The organism is Candidatus Pantoea symbiotica (assembly GCF_056491525.1).
Genome location: NZ_JBSZHR010000002.1, coordinates 4,008,993 through 4,027,798, shown reverse-complemented (window position 1 = coordinate 4,027,798; position 18,806 = coordinate 4,008,993). Strand labels below are relative to the sequence as shown.

At 54.2% G+C, this 18,806-nt stretch carries 17 protein-coding genes; 3 read left to right on the top strand and 14 right to left on the bottom strand.

All coding sequences use genetic code 11. The annotated features are described in order from the left end of the window. The first annotated feature begins 284 nt into the window (after window positions 1–284). Window positions 285–644: a YceK/YidQ family lipoprotein gene (locus ACXIZX_RS19405; RefSeq protein WP_061720068.1), complete on the top strand. Its 360-nt coding sequence runs from the start codon at window positions 285–287 to the stop codon at window positions 642–644. Here ACXIZX_RS19405 and ACXIZX_RS19400 read toward each other — a convergent pair. The 10 genes from ACXIZX_RS19400 to ACXIZX_RS19355 all read right to left on the bottom strand — a co-directional run bounded on the left by ACXIZX_RS19400 (window position 622) and on the right by ACXIZX_RS19355 (window position 9,918). Continuing rightward, on the bottom strand, window positions 622–1,884 hold the full coding sequence (locus ACXIZX_RS19400) for a YidR family protein (protein ID WP_479404746.1): 1,263 nt from the start codon (window positions 1,882–1,884) through the stop codon (window positions 622–624). The two genes, ACXIZX_RS19405 and ACXIZX_RS19400, sit on opposite strands and share 23 nt — an antisense overlap. A gap of 129 nt (window positions 1,885–2,013) precedes the next feature. Further along, window positions 2,014–3,306 carry an MFS transporter gene (locus tag ACXIZX_RS19395; protein ID WP_154156947.1) on the bottom strand — a complete coding sequence of 431 codons (1,293 nt, stop codon included), beginning with the start codon at window positions 3,304–3,306 and terminating at the stop codon, window positions 2,014–2,016. Window positions 3,307–3,499: 193 nt separating this feature from the next. Continuing rightward, complete coding sequence (dgoD, locus tag ACXIZX_RS19390) at window positions 3,500–4,648, bottom strand: galactonate dehydratase (RefSeq protein WP_479404745.1); 1,149 nt, start codon at window positions 4,646–4,648, stop codon at window positions 3,500–3,502. Continuing rightward, window positions 4,645–5,262 carry a 2-dehydro-3-deoxy-6-phosphogalactonate aldolase gene (locus ACXIZX_RS19385; protein WP_061719996.1) on the bottom strand — a complete coding sequence of 206 codons (618 nt, stop codon included), beginning with the start codon at window positions 5,260–5,262 and terminating at the stop codon, window positions 4,645–4,647. The genes dgoD and ACXIZX_RS19385 overlap by 4 nt, the downstream gene beginning before the upstream one ends. Further along, the gene (locus ACXIZX_RS19380) at window positions 5,246–6,124 is read right to left on the bottom strand and encodes a 2-dehydro-3-deoxygalactonokinase (protein WP_179452910.1); all 879 of its coding nucleotides are present in this window, start codon (window positions 6,122–6,124) and stop codon (window positions 5,246–5,248) included. Before ACXIZX_RS19380 ends, ACXIZX_RS19385 begins: the two co-directional genes overlap by 17 nt. Next, the gene (locus ACXIZX_RS19375; protein ID WP_101763893.1) at window positions 6,121–6,819 is read right to left on the bottom strand and encodes a FadR/GntR family transcriptional regulator; all 699 of its coding nucleotides are present in this window, start codon (window positions 6,817–6,819) and stop codon (window positions 6,121–6,123) included. The genes ACXIZX_RS19380 and ACXIZX_RS19375 overlap by 4 nt, the downstream gene beginning before the upstream one ends. Window positions 6,820–7,078: 259 nt before the next feature. Then, window positions 7,079–7,888, bottom strand: coding sequence for a sugar-phosphatase (gene yidA / locus ACXIZX_RS19370; RefSeq protein ID WP_008105292.1), 810 nt, complete (start codon window positions 7,886–7,888; stop codon window positions 7,079–7,081). 150 nt (window positions 7,889–8,038) lie between these two features. Next, a complete protein-coding gene (locus tag ACXIZX_RS19365; protein WP_479404744.1) occupies window positions 8,039–8,446 on the bottom strand; it encodes a hypothetical protein in 408 nt (135 codons plus the stop codon). A 67-nt stretch (window positions 8,447–8,513) separates the two neighbouring features. Next, window positions 8,514–9,302 (bottom strand): molybdopterin-dependent oxidoreductase, encoded by a 789-nt coding sequence (locus ACXIZX_RS19360; RefSeq protein WP_008105294.1) that lies wholly within the window; start codon window positions 9,300–9,302, stop codon window positions 8,514–8,516. Window positions 9,303–9,312: 10 nt separating this feature from the next. Further along, the gene (locus ACXIZX_RS19355; RefSeq protein ID WP_179452912.1) at window positions 9,313–9,918 is read right to left on the bottom strand and encodes a cytochrome b/b6 domain-containing protein; all 606 of its coding nucleotides are present in this window, start codon (window positions 9,916–9,918) and stop codon (window positions 9,313–9,315) included. Between the two features lie 322 nt (window positions 9,919–10,240). Here ACXIZX_RS19355 and ACXIZX_RS19350 point away from each other — a divergent pair, with 322 nt between their 5' ends. Together ACXIZX_RS19350 and ACXIZX_RS19345 are read left to right on the top strand one after the other, a co-directional pair. Further along, complete coding sequence (locus tag ACXIZX_RS19350) at window positions 10,241–10,951, top strand: response regulator transcription factor (protein ID WP_008105296.1); 711 nt, start codon at window positions 10,241–10,243, stop codon at window positions 10,949–10,951. Window positions 10,952–10,961: 10 nt separating this feature from the next. Further along, window positions 10,962–12,434, top strand: coding sequence for a sensor histidine kinase (locus ACXIZX_RS19345; protein WP_154156981.1), 1,473 nt, complete (start codon window positions 10,962–10,964; stop codon window positions 12,432–12,434). 51 nt (window positions 12,435–12,485) lie between these two features. Here ACXIZX_RS19345 and gyrB read toward each other — a convergent pair whose 3' ends face one another. From gyrB to dnaA, 4 genes are all read right to left on the bottom strand, one after another. Continuing rightward, on the bottom strand, window positions 12,486–14,894 hold the full coding sequence (gene gyrB / locus ACXIZX_RS19340; protein ID WP_008105298.1) for a DNA topoisomerase (ATP-hydrolyzing) subunit B: 2,409 nt from the start codon (window positions 14,892–14,894) through the stop codon (window positions 12,486–12,488). A gap of 17 nt (window positions 14,895–14,911) precedes the next feature. Then, window positions 14,912–15,997, bottom strand: a complete 1,086-nt coding sequence (gene recF, locus ACXIZX_RS19335; RefSeq protein ID WP_061719989.1) for a DNA replication/repair protein RecF — start codon at window positions 15,995–15,997, stop codon at window positions 14,912–14,914. A 167-nt stretch (window positions 15,998–16,164) separates the two neighbouring features. Beyond that, window positions 16,165–17,265 (bottom strand): DNA polymerase III subunit beta, encoded by a 1,101-nt coding sequence (gene dnaN / locus ACXIZX_RS19330; protein WP_008105300.1) that lies wholly within the window; start codon window positions 17,263–17,265, stop codon window positions 16,165–16,167. 5 nt (window positions 17,266–17,270) lie between these two features. Beyond that, window positions 17,271–18,677, bottom strand: coding sequence for a chromosomal replication initiator protein DnaA (dnaA, locus tag ACXIZX_RS19325; protein WP_008105301.1), 1,407 nt, complete (start codon window positions 18,675–18,677; stop codon window positions 17,271–17,273). Window positions 18,678–18,806 lie beyond the last annotated feature (129 nt).

Below are 18,806 nucleotides of genomic sequence, written 5' to 3'. Positions count from 1 at the left end.
AAGACTCCTGATATTCAGCAAGTTTAGGCAACCTTCCACCATGGACAGGTTGTGCAGTCCGTTGTTGTCCCTTCCGGCAACAGCAACAAGACCGTTCCTTAAAAGTGGGTGCAGCCTGGTCGCTTTCAAGGGCTGATGCGTATTTTTTTACAGCAATTCTGACGATATGACATACACTCAGGGGACGATTCGCCTGAGAAACCAAGACGCGGCCATAGAGCTTTGCTTAACGTCAGGTGACACACTCCAGCCAGGGCCATGCCATGACTGAAGGGATGATGATGATGAATATGATGAAACGCTTTCCGCTCACAGCTGTGCTGGTTTGCAGTACCTTCGTTACCTCAGGCTGCTCCAGCGTTATGTCTCACACCGGTGCCAGCCAGGGCTACTATCCCGGCACGCGCGCCAGTGCAGAGATGATCACTGACGACAACACCAGCTGGGCGATCAAGCCGCTGGCGCTGATCGATCTCCCGTTCTCAGCGGTAATGGATACCGTGTTGCTGCCGTGGGATTACTTCCGTTCTGACGACGATAAAAGTAAGGATTCCATCCACGAGCGCGTGATGCAGAGCGAAAAAATGGCTGGCACGCAATCCAGCCTGGCGACCGCGGCTGCTATGCCCGCGCAGCCGCACTAACGTAAAACAGCTGCCGCCAGCCGTCTACTTCCCGCATATAAGCGATCTTTTCTCCATCCGGCGACCAAACCACCGCATCACCGGATGGCGCCTGATCGCTACGTGGCGTCAAGCGCGTACATTTCCCCGTCGCCATCTCACAGCGCATCACACTGTTATCACAGATAAAGCTTATCGCGCCGCCTTGTGGATGCCAGCTAAACGCCGACTGAATGCTGCTCGCTAACTGCGTCACCTGACGCGGCTGACCGCCATTGGGTGAAACCGTCCACAGCTGAATCACGCCCTGATCGTCCGCCAGCAAAAAGGCGATGGCGCTGCCATCCGCTGAGGCGCGCAGCCAGTGGCGCGGCTGCAGTGCCAGGCCGTTGGTGTATGTGATGCGGCGCTGCTGCACGCCAGCTGGCGGCGCAGGCAATTTATCCGCCGTGCCCTGCAAGGGCGATGCGCCAGCTTTGGCGTAATCGGCTAACGCGGCGGGCAGATCCACCACGAACACTTCCGGCACTTTGTCGCCGTTAGCCGCACGCGTATCGCCGATAAAGGCGATGGCCCAGCGCTGCCAACTGCCATCCGCTTTCTGATATCCTGGATTCCCGATCCAGCACTCTTCATAGGCGCGGTCGATCTGGTCGCTGCCCGGCTGTGGATCGCGCTGCGTCTGGCTGACCAGAACGCAATAATGGCTGCCCTCATATTCACGCGGATGCTGTTTGGGCGGACACACCGGATGAAGCGGCACGGCCACGCCGACGTTGCGCAGGTCATCGCCGGCATCTTTTTCATGCATCACATGATCGTTGTAGGTAAAACTCAGGCGCGAACCGTCCGGGCTGAAGACGTGGACATGCGAGCCACCGCGCAGCGCGCCGGGCGTGTAAGGTGCGGTGATATCGCAGGCGTCGAGGTTCTCGGCGATGCCTTGCTGCACGATCACGCCACGTCGGTGATGAAAATCGTAGCGCCAGTGCGCGTCCGGATGTTCCGGGCCATGAATACAGACGTAACGCGATGGCATATCCGGACTGACGGTGACCACGCCAACGTGTGCGCCATCGCGTGCCTGATAAAGCACCTCAACGGCGCCGCTCGCCACGTTGACGCGCTCAATGGTCAGGCTGGTAAAAGAGGCGCCGGAAGGCCGCACATCAAATGCCAGCCACTGGCTATCGCCGGTCCAGACGTTGATGTTGGTGAGTTGATGATGACGCGCGGCAAAGGTGATTTGTTGTTCTGACATGAGGCAACCTTCCATCTAACAGTTGCCGGATAAATTACGTGATTTAGGGGGGCGATGCGAATAAACCGGGTTGCGGTTACAGTGCGGTTATTGGCAAGGTCGCCATGAATGGCGACCCTACGGCGTGTATTAACCGACGCGCTTCACGTCGCCGACCAGCAGGATGTAAGACAGTGCACCGATCAGCGCCACCGCCGAGATATACACCAGCGCCGGCGCAAAGCCGTAATCCTGCGCCAGATAGCCCACCACCAGCGGTACGGTGATGCCGCCCAGGCCGCCAACAAAGTTGAACATGCCGCCGGTCAAACCAATCAGGCGCACCGGTGCCAGCGAGGAGACCAGCGACCAGGTAATTGAGGCGAAACCGTTGCCGAAGAAGGCAATCGCCATCAGCGTCATAATCCAGATGGGGTCATTGGTGTAGTTCGCGCCCATGATGCAGGTGGAGATCAGCAGGCCGCAGATGATCGGCGTTTTGCGCGCAAAGCCGAGCGAACGGCCGCTGCGTACCAGACGATCGGCGACGATGCCCGACAGAATCACGCCAACGAATGCCGCGAGGAATGGCACGGTAGTCATAAAGCCCGCGGTGAGCGCCGCGATGTGTTTTTCCTGCGTCAGATAGTTCGGAAACCAGGTCAGGAAGAACCACAGCGTGGATGTCACGGCGAACTGACCGAGATAGACGCCGCACAGCTTGCGGTGGAACACCAGTTTCCAGTCGGCGGCGGTGAGTTTGGTGCGGGTTTTCTTTTCGCTTGGTGCATCGCCATCCACCATCGCGCCGCCTTCACGGATGTATTCCAGCTCGGCTTTATTAATGCCTTTGCTCTGGCTCGGTGCCTGATAGAACTTGATCCAGATAAACGACCAGATGATGCCAATGCCGCCGGTAATAATGAACACCCAATGCCAGCTCAGCAGTTCCTGAATCCAGATCAGCAGTGGCGTGAGGAACGCCAGGCCGACAAACTGACCGGACGTGTAGAAGCCGACGGCGGAAGCGCGCTCCTGCTCGGGGAACCAGCTGGTTACCAGGCGATTATTGGTAGGGAAAGCCGGCGCTTCAAATATGCCGGTAATCGCACGCAGACCAATTAACGATAATAATCCGCTGGCGAAACCCTGTAATAAGGTCGCAACCGACCAGCCAAAGATGGCAATAAAATAGGTTAAGCGTGAACCCACGCGATCGAGGAACCAGCCGCCGGGAATCTGGCACAGCGTATATAACCAGGCAAAGGCTGAGAATACATAACCCATTTGCGCTTTGGTAATACCGAACTCTTCCTGAATATGCGCGGACGCGACGGCTAAATTAGCGCGATCGACATAACAAATGACCACCGTAATAAATATCATCAGCAGCGTGATATAACGACGGCGCGTCGGTTTGGCCTGAACAGCAGAGAGATCCATGGTGTTTCTCCGTAATCGTTTTTGCCGTTTAGGCGCGACAGAGCACGCCCCGGCAAATGTAGGGTAGCGATATCAAAGGTAAAACCGCATTAGCGGTAAATAAGCTGTGCCGGGAAACAGACTGAGCGAAGCCCTATGCCCTATTTCACCGGCATATAATTATCGAGATTTAATAAAATTTAATACGTATTAATTACCACTCGGCGACAGAACCATCCGGGAATCTCCATAAGGGATTACGCCAGTCAGGGGCATTTTTACTGCGTTCAATCACCAGCTCTTCGTTAATTTCCACGCCGAGGCCCGGTTTATTTAACGGATAGAAATGACCGTCATCCATTTTAAAATCGTCTTTATTGATCACGTAATCGAGCAATTCAGCGCCCTGATTATAGTGAATCCCCATGCTCTGCTCCTGGAACACCGCATTGCGTGAGACGAAGTCAACGTGCAGGCACGCGGCCAGCGCGATTGGGCCCAGCGGACAGTGTGGAGCCAGCGCCACATCGTAAGATTCGGCCATCGCAGCAATTTTGTAGCACTCGGTAATACCACCCGCGTGTGACAGATCCGGTTGCAGAATCGCCAATCCACCCGCTTCCAGCACGCGTTTGAACTCAAAGCGCGAGAACATGCGTTCGCCAGCGGCGATAGGAATGTGAGTTTGCGCTGCCAGACGCGGATAATATTCCGCCTGCTCCGCCAGCACTGGCTCTTCAATAAACAGCGGGCGATAGGGTTCCAGCTCTTTGATCAGCACTTTTGCCATTGGCGCGCTAACGCGGCCGTGGAAATCGAGGCCAAACTCAATCTCTTTGCCAAAGGCTTCACGGATCTGCGCCACGGTATTCACGGCGTCATCGACTTTGCACGCGTTATCGATAATGCCCATCTCTTCGCAGCCGTTGAGTTTGAAGGTATCAAAACCGATGGTGCGCAGTTTCTTGATGCCATCAATCACATCTGCGGGACGATCGCCGCCCACCCAGCTGTAGGCTTTGATGCTGTCGCGTACTAAACCGCCGAGCAGTTGATAAACCGGCACGCCGAGCGCTTTGCCTTTGATATCCCACAATGCCTGATCGATACCGGCGATGGCGCTCATCAGAATCGGGCCGCCGCGATAGAAGCCGCCGCGATACATCACCTGCCATAAATCGTTGATGCGCGCCGGATCCTGACCAATCAGGTATTCCGACAGCTCATGTACCGCCGCTTCCACGCTGCGCGCGCGGCCTTCAACCACCGGTTCGCCCCAGCCGACAATGCCTTCGTCAGTTTCAATCTTCAGGAACATCCAGCGCGGCGGCAGGCGATAAGTGGTCAGTTTGGTAATTTTCATCGTACAGCGTCCTTATATGCAGCAATAAATGCGCGAGCCTGTTCCACAGTGCGTGACAGCGGTTGGCCGGCGCGATAGAGATCGCTGCCCAGGCCCGCGCCGATGCAGCCTGCGGCCATAAATTCATGCAGGTTTTCCGGCGTCACGCCGCCCACGGCAAACACCGGCACTTCCGGCGGCAACACCGCTTTCAGCGCTTTGATGTAGCCCGGACCAAAAGCTGACGACGGGAAAATTTTCAGCGCCTGCGCACCGGCCTGTAAGGCGGTGAACGCTTCGGTCGCGGTGGCGCAACCGGCGGCGACGATCATCCCTTTGGCGACCGCCTGGCGGATTACTGCGGCATCGGTGTTCGGCGTGACGACTAATTTGCTGTTCAGCGTCGCCAGCTCATCGACCTGCGCCGGATTCAGCACCGTACCCGCGCCAATCAGCGCTTTATCGCCGAAGGTCTTCACCATCGCGCCGATGCTTTTCGCCCATTCCGGCGAGTTAAGTGGGATTTCAATCGCATCGAAACCCGCTTCAATCAGTGCGCCAACGTGCGCTTCGGCTTCATCCGGCGTGATGCCGCGCAAAATGGCGATCAGCGGGACTTTAGTTTGCCAGGACATTCGCAATACTCCTTATTCCGTGCTGGAAAGCACGATCGCCTTCCAGCGTGACTGAATCCATGCCGATAAACTGCAGCGCCTGCTGATAACGTTGCGCCAGCGCGCTACCGGCAATAATGGTGATCGGTCGGCTTGTGGCGTTGGCCTGTTGCGTCATCAGCGCCACTTCGTGACCAATCAGCAAGCCTGAAAGAAAGTCACTGATATGGCGGCGATCGCGTGCGCCGAGCACGTGAGAAGCGCGGACTTCAAACAGGCGCGAGAGAATCGAAGCATCGTTGCTGCCGACTTGCACGCCTTCGCGAAAAGCTGCCGCGTTCTCTTGCTGCTCGGGTAAACCCGCGCCAATCAGCGACTGTTTCAGCAGCAGATGATGCAGTTCACCGGTCATCACGGTGCGGAAATCCAGCACGCGATCCTGTTCCATCTTCACCCATTTGGCGTGCGTGCCTGGCATCACGTAGAGCGGCGCAGGTTGCAGTTCTAACGCGCCGAGCAGCTGCGTCTCTTCACCGCGCATAACGTTGCAGTTGTCAGCACGTTCGACACTCAATCCCGGCACGATCCACGCTTTATCCTCAACGCGCGTCAGGCGGCTAGCGATTTCGCCCAGCGCCACCGGACAGGAGAGATACGGCACCGACAGCCAGCCGGCATTGCTGCCCACCATGCCCGCCATCACCACCGGCACGTCGTTGACTGGCCAACCGGCAGTGATGCTGGCAAACACTTCCGCTGGCGTACGGTCGCCCAGGCGCGTGACGCCGGCTTCCGAACGACGCTCATCGATGCAAACGTCGTCCTGATAATGCCAGGCGCGCAGGTTGGTTGAGCCCCAATCAATCGCAATATAGCGGGTCACATAATCTCCTTGAGTCGCGCCGTGGAGCTGGCAATCATCGCTTTCGCCGCCTGCTCAGCAGCATCGCCATCCTGATGACGAATGGCATCGAACAGCGCTTTGTGTTCGGCGAGCGTGCGCGGCATGTTGCCTTCGTCCGCCATGTAGGTTTGCGCGAACACCGCTTTTTGCAGCTGGCTGATCGCCACGTTGAGCTGCTGCAGCACCGGATTGTGTACCGAATTCAGCACCGCTTCGTGATAGCGGATATCCGCTTCATTGAAGGCATCACGATTGAGGTGGTTAGCAACCATGTCGTTGTATGCCAGTTCAATCGCAGCCAGATCGCTTGAGGTGGCGCGTTCGGCTGACCAGCGCGCAATCTGCGGCTCGACCAGCACACGTACTTCGTTCATGGCGGCAATCAGACGCGGGTCCTGATCGTGCGCCAGCGCCCACTGCAATACGTCGCTATCGAGATAGTTCCAGTGATTGCGCGGCGTGACGAACGCGCCGCGATAGCGCTTCATCTCCATCAAACGTTTCGCCATCAGCGAGCGAAATACTTCGCGGATGATGTTGCGCGAGGTGCCGAAGCGCTCACACAGCTCAGCTTCGGCGGGTAACGCCGCGCCCGGTACAAATTTGCCGGCCACAATTTCTTCACCCAGCGTCAGGATGATGCGCTCTGTTTTGCTTAATTGTTCTTGTGTCATGATGTTCCATTCAATGAAAGGCAGTTACGCATCAGATTACTGCTTTCGCGTAGCGAAGCCTAACCGCCGCCCTGACCTGCGCCGCCGATTGTAGTACCATTAAGTTAAGTTGTACTACAATCTGGATCACAAAATAGACAATGCATGTGCGATGATGTAATAAGGTCGCCATGAATGGCGACCCTACAGTGGCTTGGTGAAGTTTGTAGGGTCGCCATTTATGGCGACCAAAAAACAGCGTGAGGAGAATAAGAAGGGTTTACAGCACCAGCTCTTCAATGGCGTGCGCTACGCCGTCTTCCATATTGGTTTTGGTAATGAACTGCGCGATTTTCTTCACCGAATCAATGGCATTGCCCATTGCTACGCCGGTTCCGGCATACTCAATCATTGCCAGATCATTTTCCTGATCGCCAATTGCCATCACTTCTTCGCGCGCCAGGCCGAGCTTCTCCGCCAGCATTTTCACGCCTTGACCTTTATTCACGCGGGAATCGAGGATTTCGAGGTAGTAAGGCGCGCTTTTGAGAATGGTGTAGTTGTCGCGTGCCTGCTGCGGCAAGCGCTGAATGGCAGAATCCAGCAGATCGGGCTTATCGATCATCATCAGCTTAGGGAAACGCGTGGCGCGATCCATCTCTTCCACGGAACGATAGCGCACTGGAATACCGGTCAGGCTCGCTTCGTGGATGGTGAATTCGCTGATGTCTTTGTTCGGCGTATAGAGGAAGGATTTGTCGAAGGCCTGGAAGTGGACGCCAAGGTCGCGCGCCAGCTGTTCGATATATAAATAGTCATCAAAACCCAGCGTGATTTCCGCGACGCACTCGCCATCATTAGCGCGATGCACCAGCGCACCGTTGTAGCTGATGCAGTATTGGCCTTCATCAACCAGATTCAGCTCCATTAAATAGCGCTGAATGCCGACGAAAGGACGGCCGGTAGTGAGCACCACCATCACACCTTTTTTATGTGCGCGCTCAATGGCCGATTTAACTGCAGGCGTGATCTCGTGCTGCGGATTGAGCAGCGTGCCGTCCATATCGATTGCAACCAGTTTTATAGCCATAACGTCCTCGTTGAGTCAGGGTTTTGATCAATGCTAGCGCGATTCAGCTCACATTGACCAGTTTCGCACCCGACTTCAGATTTTTTCCCCGTAAAGAAAAAGGCCATCACGAAAGTGATGGCCCGACATACATGGAGTAAGAGGATGATCTTAGTGGCTCATGGCGTCTTTTTTCATGCCCATTTCATCTTTCTTCATGGCATCTTTTTTCATGCCCATTTCGTCTTTCTTCATGCCCATTTCGTCTTTCTTCATGGCATCTTTCTTCATGCCCATTTCGTCTTTCTTCATGGCATCTTTCTTCATGCCCATTTCGTCTTTCTTCATGGCATCTTTCTTCATGCCCATTTCGTCTTTCTTCATGGCATCTTTCTTCATGCCCATTTCGTCTTTCTTCATGGCATCTTTTTTCATGCCCATCGCGTCTTTGTGCATGGCATCTTTCTTCATGCCCATTTCGTCTTTTTTCATGGCGTCTTTGCCCATGGTATCAGCAGCGTAAGCCACAGACATGGTCATCATTGAAGCGATAAAGGTTGCTACGATTACGTTTTTCATCGGGTGTTTCCTTACATTTCTAGGGTTTATAAAAGGTGTTGGCGCAATATGGCACCGAGTTAAGGGATCAGCTTCCGCCGAACCAGTTGTAGCCCTCGTCTTCCCAGTAACCACCGGTATAACGATTGGTTATTTCTATCACCTGAATATGCTTCGGATTTTTGTATCCCAGTTTGGTGGGAATACGGATCTTCATCGGATAACCATATTCAGGCGGTAGAATTCGTCCATCCCAGCTCAATGCCATGATGGTTTGCGGATGCAGCGCCGATGCCATATCGATGCTGGTGTAATAATCATCCGCACACTTGAAGCTGACGTATTTGGCTGTGGTGTCGGCACCAATCAGCTTCAGGAAATCAGCAAAACGCACGCCGCCCCAGCGACCAATCTCACTCCAACCTTCAACGCAGATATGGCGCGTTATCTGATCAACCTGCTGCATGTTGTAGAGCTCAGGCAGCGACCAGCTACGCTTATCATTCACCAGCCCGGCAATCTCCAGGCGCCACTGGTCGCCATTGATCTGCGGGATATCTTCCTCACCGTAAAACGCGTTAAACGGAAAAGATTGCGAGATACGATCGGCGCTGTATTCCGGTGACAGATTGGCCGGATTAAACAGCCAGCTCTGCACACGATCGTTGAAGCGGGAAAATTTATTCAGCACGCTATCAACGTCCGGTTTATCAGTGAGATCGCAGCCGGTTAACATCACTACGCCGCCGAGCGTTAAGCCCTGACGTAAAAAGCGTCGACGTGAGGATGAATCCAGTTTGCGTGCCAGTAACTGCTGCGCCTCTTTGACCAAGGCATCTGCATCGCTGGGCGAAAGATCAACATCAATTTTTTTCATTTCGCTCTCCTTAGCGTCCGCGCAACATTGCGAGCAGCGTTTTTGGTACCAGCGCCACCATCACAATATGTACCGCGACAAATCCCACCAACGCTGACATGGCATAAAAGTGGATGTAACGTGCCGCTTCATAACCGCCCAGCAGGTCTCGTAACAGTCCAAACTGCACCGATTTCCACAGCACTAAGCCAGACAGCACCAGCAGCAGGCAAACCACCATCACAAACAGATAAGCGGCGCGCTGTACATTGTTGTATTGACGTAAATCTGCATGGGCTAATTTGCCTTTCAGCGCGCTGAGTGCATCATGTAAGAATCCGCGCAAACTCAGCGGCAGAAACTTCTTACCGAAGCGACCGGTAAACAGGTTCATCAGCAGATAAACCACACCATTTGCGGCGAAAATCCACATCGCGGCGAAGTGCCATTGCAACGCACCACCCAACCAACCGCCGAGAGTAATCTCACCGGGAAAGCGAAAATCAAAGAGTGGAGAAGCGTTATAAATACGCCATCCGCTCAGCGTCATAATCACAATGGCCGCAGCATTCATCCAGTGACAAACGCGTAACCACCACGGATGGATCACGGCTGAACATTTTGATTTATCATCCATCTGCATCTCCATTTAACCGGTCCCATCAATAAATTCAGGCCGCATTCTGCCGTCATTCCGCCGAGCCGTATGACAAGAAATGTCTCAATAGACGCATGAGCTCATTCTCTGTTTACCTTCCATTTGGCTTGATAACGTCAGCCACTTTCCCCGGTGCAGACGCAATAATTTCCATCCATGTCTGACCTCAATCACTCATGTCTGGATGCTATTGTGGCCAATTGTTGTTCACCAAAGCCTCACGTCGAGTTAAACAAAATGTGAAAACTCTGAGGGGCTTTAAGCGGTAACATTGATTAAATTAGCGAAGCAGGAAGGGATGATGTCTGACGCAAAAAAAGTACTTATCGTCGAAGATGACAGCGGGATTGCCGACGTTCTGCGCTTAAACTTTCAGGATGAAGGCTATGATGTAACACATGCCGCAGACGGAAATCTCGCCGTTAAGCTTCTGGAATCTCAGCATTGGGACGCCTTAATTCTCGATCTGATGTTGCCCGGTATCGATGGGCTGGAAATCTGTCGCCGGGCACGCGCCATGAAGCGCTATACGCCGATCATTATGATCAGCGCACGCTCCAGTGAAGTGCATCGCGTGTTGGGTCTTGAGTTGGGTGCAGATGATTATCTGCCGAAGCCTTTTTCGGTGCTGGAATTGGTGGCGCGACTTAAAGCGCTGTTTCGGCGTCAGGAAGCGATGAACTTAAATTCACGCATGGAGGCCGGCACCTTACAGCTGGGCGCATTAATGATTGATCCGGTGGCACGTGAAGTCTGGCTGGACAGTAAGCCAATCACCTTAACGCCTCGGGAATTCGATCTGCTCTATCACTTCGCCAAACATCCGGGAAAAGTGTTCTCCCGCCTCAACCTGCTTAATCAGGTTTGGGGCTATCAACATGATGGCTATGAACACACTGTGAATACACACATCAACCGCTTACGGTTAAAAATTGAAGATAATCCTGCTGAACCGCACTACATCCTTACGGTGTGGGGAAAAGGCTACAAATTCTCGCTACCTGCGAATTAGGTTAATAATGATGAAACGCCTGACACTCAGCCAGCGCCTGGCGCTGGTTTTCGCTTCTTTGCTGTTACTTTGCACACTGCTGTCAGGTTGGATGCAGATTCGTATTAACGCGCAATATGGTAGCGCGGTGGTGCAGCGTTTGTCCGATGGATTGGCGCGTAGCATCGCCAGCCTCAATCCCAATATGATTGGTGAAAAAGGCGTTAACTTGCCGCTAATGAAGGCACTGTTTAGCGATTTGATGGTGCTCAATCCCAGCGTGGAAGTCTATTTGCTGGACTTGCAGGGCAACATTCTCGCCGATGCGGCGCCGCCAGGTCATATCAAACGCACCCATGTAAGCCTGAAGCCCATACAGGCGCAACTGAATGGCGCGACATCGCCGGTATACGGTGATGATCCGCGTAATCTGCAGGAAAATAAAGTATTTAGCGTGGCACCGCTGGCGCGTAATGGTCAAACGGTGGGCTATCTGTATGTGATATTGCAGGGCGAGAACTATCACCAGCTGGCGCAGGAAGCACAGATTGATATTCTGATGCGCACGTCTTTCTGGTCATCTTTACTGGTGGTGTTATTTGGCCTGACGGCGGGCGCGGTGGCGTTTAGTTTGATCACGCGGCCTATGCGTCAGTTAACGCAGCGCGTTCGCCAACTCAACCGTGAAGACATGACCGAGATAAAACAACTGGCTGATCTCCCGCTGCCAAAACCTCATGAAAAAGATGAAGTGAGTTTGTTGCAAGGTGCCTTTGTCGGCATGGCGCGACGCGTCGCTTTTCAGTGGGAAAAGCTGGCTTATCAGGACCAGCTGCGCCGCGATTTTGTTGCCAATATCTCGCACGATCTGCGTACGCCGCTCACCACTTTGCATGGCTACCTCGAAACCCTGCTGTATAAATCGGACAGCCTGAAATCGGCCGAGAGTCAGCGTTATCTGCACATCGCGCTGTCGCAAAGCCAGAAAGTTAGCATGCTGGCGCAGCAGCTATTTGAGCTGGCACAGCTGGAATATGGCGTGATCAAGCCTAATCGAGAGATGTTTAGCCTCTCGGAACTGACTTACGATGTGGTACAGAAGTTTGAGTTAATGGCCAGCACGCGCAATATCCGCTTTGTGGTGGATATGCCAGAGCAGCTGCCACAGGTGAATGCCGATGTTTCGATGATCGATCGCGTGCTGACCAACCTGTTTGATAATGCGATCAAGCATACGCCGGAAGCGGGCACCATTGAGGTGACGTTACGCAGCGCCGATCGTGAGGTAGAAGTGAGCCTGAAAGATTCCGGGCCGGGCATTCCTGATAATTTACGCGCCACGCTGTTTGAGCGTCCATCTGCGTTAACGCATGCCAGCACGCGCAAAAATAGCGGGGGTTTGGGGTTGATGGTGGTGCGCCGCATCCTGCAACTGCATGAGCGTGATATCCGTCTGGATGATCAAACATCGGGCGCTTGCTTCCGTTTCTCTGTCCCGCGCTGAAAACAAAAAACCCTTCCACCAGGGAAGGGTTATTACGTTTTGCCGTGTCGATTAGATATCGATGTTGGCGGCTTTCAGCGCATTCTCTTCAATGAAGGCGCGACGTGGTTCTACCGCATCGCCCATCAAGGTGGTGAACAGCTGATCGGCAGCAATCGCATCCTTGATGGTCACACGCAACATGCGGCGGCTATCTGGATCCATGGTGGTTTCCCACAGCTGCTCTGGGTTCATCTCACCCAAACCTTTATAACGCTGTACTGACAGGCCGCGACGTGATTCTTTCACCAGCCACTCAATCGCCTGCTCGAAGCTGGTGACCGGCTGACGACGTTCGCCACGTTCGATATAGGCATCTTCTTCGATCAGGCCGCGCAGCTGTTCGCCCAGCGCACAGATTTTGCGGTATTCCGGTCCATCGATGAACTCGCTATCCAGCGGATAATCAGTATCCACGCCGTGCGTACGCACTCGCAGCACCGGTTCAAACAGGTTCTGCTCATGGTTAGCGCGGACGTGCGCAAGGTAGCTGCTGCCGTGCGCTTCACGCTCGGTCAAATAGGCCACTAAACCGTCAATCCAGCCCTTCACGTCGGCTTCATTGCTGAGGTCGCTTAAGGTTGGATGGTAGATCAGGCCGCGTAGCAGAGCCGTAGGGAAACGGCGCTCCATACGTTTGATCATGCGCTGCGTGCCGTTGAAATCAGCCACCAGCGTTTCCAGCGGCTGACCGCCCAATGCCGGTGCGCTGGCATTGGTGTGCAACGTTGCGCCGTCGAGTGCGATAGAAATCTGATACTGATCCATCGCTTCGTCGTCTTTAATATACTGTTCTTGCTTGCCTTTCTTCACTTTGTACAGTGGCGGCTGAGCAATGTAGACGTGACCACGTTCGACGATTTCTGGCATCTGACGATAGAAGAAGGTCAACAGCAGCGTACGAATGTGCGAGCCGTCGACGTCCGCATCGGTCATGATGATGATGCTGTGATAACGCAGTTTGTCCGGATTGTATTCATCGCGGCCGATACCACAGCCCAGCGCGGTGATCAGCGTGGCAACTTCCTGCGAAGCGAGCATCTTGTCGAAACGCGCTTTCTCTACGTTGAGGATTTTACCTTTCAACGGCAGAATCGCCTGGTTCTTACGGTTACGGCCCTGTTTTGCTGAGCCGCCCGCTGAGTCCCCTTCCACAAGGTAGATTTCAGACAGCGCCGGATCGCGCTCCTGACAGTCGGCCAGTTTGCCCGGCAGTCCGGCCAAATCCAGCGCGCCTTTACGGCGAGTCATTTCACGTGCACGACGGGCTGCTTCACGCGCACGCGCCGCATCGATGATTTTACCGACCACAATTTTCGCGTCAGACGGGTTTTCCAGCAGGTATTCCGCCAGCAGTTCGTTCATCTGCTGCTCAACCGCCGATTTCACCTCTGAAGAGACCAGCTTATCTTTGGTCTGAGATGAGAATTTCGGATCCGGCACTTTCACGGAAACCACGGCAATCAAACCTTCACGCGCATCGTCACCGGTCGCGCTGACTTTGGCTTTTTTGCTGTAGCCTTCTTTGTCCATGTAGGCGTTTAGCGTACGCGTCATTGCCGCACGGAAGCCGGCCAGATGCGTACCGCCGTCGCGCTGTGGAATGTTGTTGGTGAAGCAGTAGATGTTTTCCTGGAAACCATCGTTCCACTGCAGCGCCACTTCTACGCCGATGCCATCTTTCTCAGTCGAGAAGTAGAACACCGTTGGATGAATTGGGGTTTTGTTCTTGTTGAGATACTCAACAAACGCCTTGATGCCACCTTCGTAGTGGAAGTGATCGTTCTTGCCGTCGCGCTTGTCTTCCAGACGAATTGAGACGCCAGAGTTGAGGAACGACAGTTCACGCAGGCGTTTTGCCAGGATTTCGTACTCAAACTCAATCACGTTGGTGAAGGTTTCGTAGCTCGGCCAGAAGCGCACGCGAGTACCGGTTGCATCGGTATCACCGGAAACCGCCAGCGGTGCCTGCGGCACGCCGTGCTGATAAACCTGCTGATGCACTTTACCTTCACGGCGAATGGTCAGCTCCAGCTTCTGCGACAGGGCATTTACGACTGAAACGCCAACGCCGTGCAGACCACCGGAAACTTTATACGAGTTATCATCAAATTTACCGCCGGCGTGTAGGACGGTCATGATCACTTCAGCAGCAGAGACGCCCTCTTCCGGGTGAATGCCGGTAGGAATACCACGGCCATCATCTTGCACTGAGACAGAGTTATCTGCATGAATAGTAACGGTAATATCACTACAGTGACCGGCGAGCGCTTCGTCGATTGCGTTATCCACGACTTCGAATACCATGTGATGCAGACCGGTGCCGTCATCCGTATCGCCGATGTACATGCCCGGGCGTTTGCGTACCGCATCAAGCCCTTTCAGGACTTTGATACTTGAGGAGTCATAAGAATTCGACATCAACGTTTCTCGCTCATTTAATCTTCAGGTTGAACCACTATTTTACCCTGTTCCACGCGGAACATCTTGCCCTTTTCATCACTCATGTCGATTACATGCTCGACACCAATGGCGCTGACAAATACTTGAGCCTGCGTGGCTTTTAGGCGTTCAGCTAACAGCCGACGACGGGTGTCATCCAGCTCTGAGGCAAAGTCATCAATCAAATACAAACAGCGTCTTCCGCTGCTGCGCGTCAGGTATTCGCCCTGCGCTAAGCGCAGCGCACACATCAGCAGTTTTAACTGGCCGCGTGAGAGTAAATCTTCCACCGGCGTACCTTCGGCACGAATACGAAAATCGGCTTTATGTGGGCCGCTGGCGGTGTACGTGAGCGCGCGGTCGCGCTCGAAATTGCGTTCCAGCAGTTCGGCGTAATCGCTCTCTTTATCCCAGCCGCGCTGGAAAGAGAACGCCAACTCAAACTCCGGTAAAAACTGCCCGCAGGTGGCGATGATCTCGCGGGAAATCGCCGCGCTGTATTCGGCGCGCCAGGCGCTAATCTGCTCGGCCAGCGGCACCAGTTCCTGATCCCACGGACGAATCTGGCTGTAGCGCGAAACCTGACGCAGCGCCGCATTGCGTTGTTTTAGCAGACGACGCAAATTGCTCCAGGCATGAAAAAATCCGGGCGAGGCGTGAAAACAGCCCCAATCGATGTAGGCACGACGGTATTTTGGACCGCCATTGAGCAGGGTAAATCCTTCCGGCGTAATCAGTTGCATCGGCAGCAGCTGCGCCAGCTCCGCCACTTTGTGGCCATCGCTGCCATCAATTCGCACTTTGCTGTCGCCAGCACGATTCTTGGTCAAACCGACCGACAATTCTCGTTCGCTGCCTTCGATGCGACCGTGCAGCACAAAGGCGTCCTGATCGTGACGAATCACGCGGCCAGCTTGCAAACTGCGAAACGCGCGACCGTGTCCCAGCGTGTAAATCGCCTCCAGCACGCTGGTTTTGCCGCTGCCGTTGGCACCGACAAGGAAATTAAAGCCCGGCGCTAAAGCCAGATCGGCCTGCTCGATGTTGCGAAAATCTTTAATCAGGAGGCGGGTTAAAGCCATAACGAATCCAGCGAGAGGGGGATTTTACCTAACATTTGAGATCCAGGCCGTCGGCGGCGCAGCCAGTCTGGTTACGGCCAGCGCGCAGAACTTGGGAGCATACTGAAGTATGTGACCAAGGGCGAGCACTGCCCGGGACCAGAATGACAAGTAAGCCAGGCCGATATTTATAAACGCATTGGCATGACGACGTAGGCTGCAGCCGGACTGGCAACATCTTCAATCTGCACGCTCGATACGCCATCAGTCAGCAGCAAACGCACGTTCTCGCACTTCAGCGCATTCAACACATCCAGCACATAGCTGACGTTGAAACCAATTTCCAGATCGGTGCCGTTGTAAGAGACATCCAGCATCTCTTCCGCTTCTTCCTGCTCCGGGTTATTCGCCGTGATCTTGAGCTGATTTTCAGTGATATAGATGCGAACGCCGCGGAATTTCTCATTCGAGAGAATCGCCGCACGCGCAAATGCCTGCTTCAAAATATCACAGCCAGCTTCCAGCGCTTTGTCGGGATTCTTCGGCAATACGCGGCGATAATCCGGGAAACGGCCATCAACCAGCTTCGACGTAAAGATGAAGTCACCCACATGTGCGCGGATGTTGCTGCTACCGATTTGCACCTGCAATGGCGTTTCGCCGCCATCCAGCAAACGCATCAACTCAATCACACCTTTACGCGGCACGATCACCGAATGGTTGGGCAGCGCCTGACCAATCGGCATTGAGCACACCGCAAGGCGGTGACCATCGGTGGCGACGGTACGCAACTCTTCGCCTTCGGTTTCGAACAGCATACCGTTGAGGTAATAACGCACATCCTGATGCGCCATTGAGAACTGCGTGGCTTCGATCAGGCGTTTCAGCGTCGCCTGCGGCAAGGTAAATTCCACCTCGCTTTGCCAGTCATCAAGATTCGGGAAGTCGCTGGCGGGCAACGTTGACAGTGAGAAACGGCTGCGGCCAGAGCGCACCAGCATTCTGTCGCCTTCCAGCGTCAGGCTGATCTCAGCGCCTTCCGGCAAACCGCGGCAAATGTCGAGGAATTTACGCGCGGGAACCGTGGTCGCGCCCGGCTCGTGCGGCTGCGTCAGCGCAACACGGGCTACCATTTCCATTTCCAGATCGGTACCGGTCAAGCGCAGCGAGCCTTCGCTCACCTGCAGCAGTAAATTTCCCAGGATCGGCAGCGTCGGGCGTCCGCCAAGTGGACCGCTAACCTGTTGCAGTGGCTTCAGTAACTGCTCACGTTCTACAATAAATTTCATATGCGTCAGGAAGATAGTGTTCGAATGAGGTTAGAGAAATCTTCTTTGATGTCGTGGCTCTCTTCACGCAGCTGCTCGATTTTACGGCAAGCGTGAAGCACGGTGGTATGGTCGCGGCCACCAAACGCATCGCCAATTTCCGGCAAGCTGTGGTTGGTGAGCTCTTTCGCCATCGCCATCGCCATCTGGCGCGGACGCGCTACCGAACGCGAACGGCGTTTCGACAACAAATCCGCCACTTTAATTTTGTAATACTCGGCCACCGTTTTCTGAATATTATCAATGGTGACCAGTTTTTCCTGCAGCGCCAGCAGATCGCGCAGCGCTTCGCGCACGAAATCGATGGTAATGGCGCGGCCGGTAAAGTTCGCGTTGGCAATCACGCGGTTCAGCGCGCCTTCCAGCTCACGAACGTTGGAACGCAAACGCTTAGCAATAAAGAAGGCAACTTCACCCGGCAGGCGAATATCGTTTTCATCGGCTTTCTTCATCAGGATCGCGACGCGCGTCTCCAGCTCAGGCGGCTCGATCGCCACGGTTAATCCCCAGCCAAAACGTGATTTCAGGCGATCTTCTACGCCGTTGATCTCTTTTGGATAGCGATCCGAGGTCAGGATGATCTGTTGATTACCTTCCAGCAGCGCGTTGAAGGTATGGAAGAACTCTTCCTGCGAGCGCTCTTTATTGGCAAAGAATTGAATGTCATCGATCAGCAGCGCATCAACCGAGCGGTAGTAACGCTTAAACTCTTCGATAGCGTTGTTCTGCAAGGCTTTAACCATGTCCTGCACAAAACGCTCAGAGTGCATGTACACCACTTTGGCATTGGGCTTGCGCGCAATAATGCCGTTACCTACCGCGTGCAACAGGTGAGTTTTACCCAGGCCGGTGCCGCCATAAAGGAACAGTGGGTTATAAGCGCCGCCAGGATTATCCGCCACCTGACGTGCCGCCGCGCGCGCCAGCTGGTTCGATTTACCTTCAACGAAGTTGTCGAAGTTATGACGGTTATTCACATTGGAGCGGTAAGTGACATCCGCCGGCGCAGGCACCGAATCCCAGCTTGGACGCAGGATTTGCGTCGGCGCGGGACGATTTTCAATCGGAGCAGGTGCGCTGTAACTGGAAGTGGCCATCGCCGGTTGGCTGGTTGTCACCTGTGCGGCAGGACGCGTGCCGACTTCGAAACGCAGTAACGGCACATTTGCACCGCAGAATTCGTTCAGCAGCCCATTGATACTATTGAGATATTTATCTCTAACCCAGTCGAGTACAAACCGATTTGGTGCATACAAGGTCAGCGTATTGTCGTTCAATTCAGCTTGCAGCGGACGAATCCACATGCTGAATTCGGTGGCAGGAAGCTCATCCTGCAAACGGGCAAGACACTGTTGCCAAAGCGTAAGTGACACGGCGGACTCCACTCGTACAAAATCGATAAGAATTTTAGGCGCTAATAAATAGAAACGTAATTTTTAGACACAGACGGTTGGAAAGCGCCTGCGACCGCTATTCGCGGTAGTCTTCCCCGGCGATCGCAG

What these genes read in the sequence shown, in the direction of transcription:
- ACXIZX_RS19405 (WP_061720068.1), top strand. Translation starts at nt 285, where the DNA reads ATGAATATGATGAAACGCTTTCCGCTCACAGCTGTGCTGGTTTGCAGT.
- ACXIZX_RS19400 (WP_479404746.1), bottom strand. Translation starts at nt 1,884, where the DNA reads ATGTCAGAACAACAAATCACCTTTGCCGCGCGTCATCATCAACTCACC.
- ACXIZX_RS19395 (WP_154156947.1), bottom strand. Translation starts at nt 3,306, where the DNA reads ATGGATCTCTCTGCTGTTCAGGCCAAACCGACGCGCCGTCGTTATATC.
- dgoD (WP_479404745.1), bottom strand. Translation starts at nt 4,648, where the DNA reads ATGAAAATTACCAAACTGACCACTTATCGCCTGCCGCCGCGCTGGATG.
- ACXIZX_RS19385 (WP_061719996.1), bottom strand. Translation starts at nt 5,262, where the DNA reads ATGTCCTGGCAAACTAAAGTCCCGCTGATCGCCATTTTGCGCGGCATC.
- ACXIZX_RS19375 (WP_101763893.1), bottom strand. Translation starts at nt 6,819, where the DNA reads ATGACACAAGAACAATTAAGCAAAACAGAGCGCATCATCCTGACGCTG.
- yidA (WP_008105292.1), bottom strand. Translation starts at nt 7,888, where the DNA reads ATGGCTATAAAACTGGTTGCAATCGATATGGACGGCACGCTGCTCAAT.
- ACXIZX_RS19365 (WP_479404744.1), bottom strand. Translation starts at nt 8,446, where the DNA reads ATGAAAAACGTAATCGTAGCAACCTTTATCGCTTCAATGATGACCATG.
- ACXIZX_RS19360 (WP_008105294.1), bottom strand. Translation starts at nt 9,302, where the DNA reads ATGAAAAAAATTGATGTTGATCTTTCGCCCAGCGATGCAGATGCCTTG.
- ACXIZX_RS19355 (WP_179452912.1), bottom strand. Translation starts at nt 9,918, where the DNA reads ATGGATGATAAATCAAAATGTTCAGCCGTGATCCATCCGTGGTGGTTA.
- ACXIZX_RS19350 (WP_008105296.1), top strand. Translation starts at nt 10,241, where the DNA reads ATGTCTGACGCAAAAAAAGTACTTATCGTCGAAGATGACAGCGGGATT.
- ACXIZX_RS19345 (WP_154156981.1), top strand. Translation starts at nt 10,962, where the DNA reads ATGAAACGCCTGACACTCAGCCAGCGCCTGGCGCTGGTTTTCGCTTCT.
- gyrB (WP_008105298.1), bottom strand. Translation starts at nt 14,894, where the DNA reads ATGTCGAATTCTTATGACTCCTCAAGTATCAAAGTCCTGAAAGGGCTT.
- recF (WP_061719989.1), bottom strand. Translation starts at nt 15,997, where the DNA reads ATGGCTTTAACCCGCCTCCTGATTAAAGATTTTCGCAACATCGAGCAG.
- dnaN (WP_008105300.1), bottom strand. Translation starts at nt 17,265, where the DNA reads ATGAAATTTATTGTAGAACGTGAGCAGTTACTGAAGCCACTGCAACAG.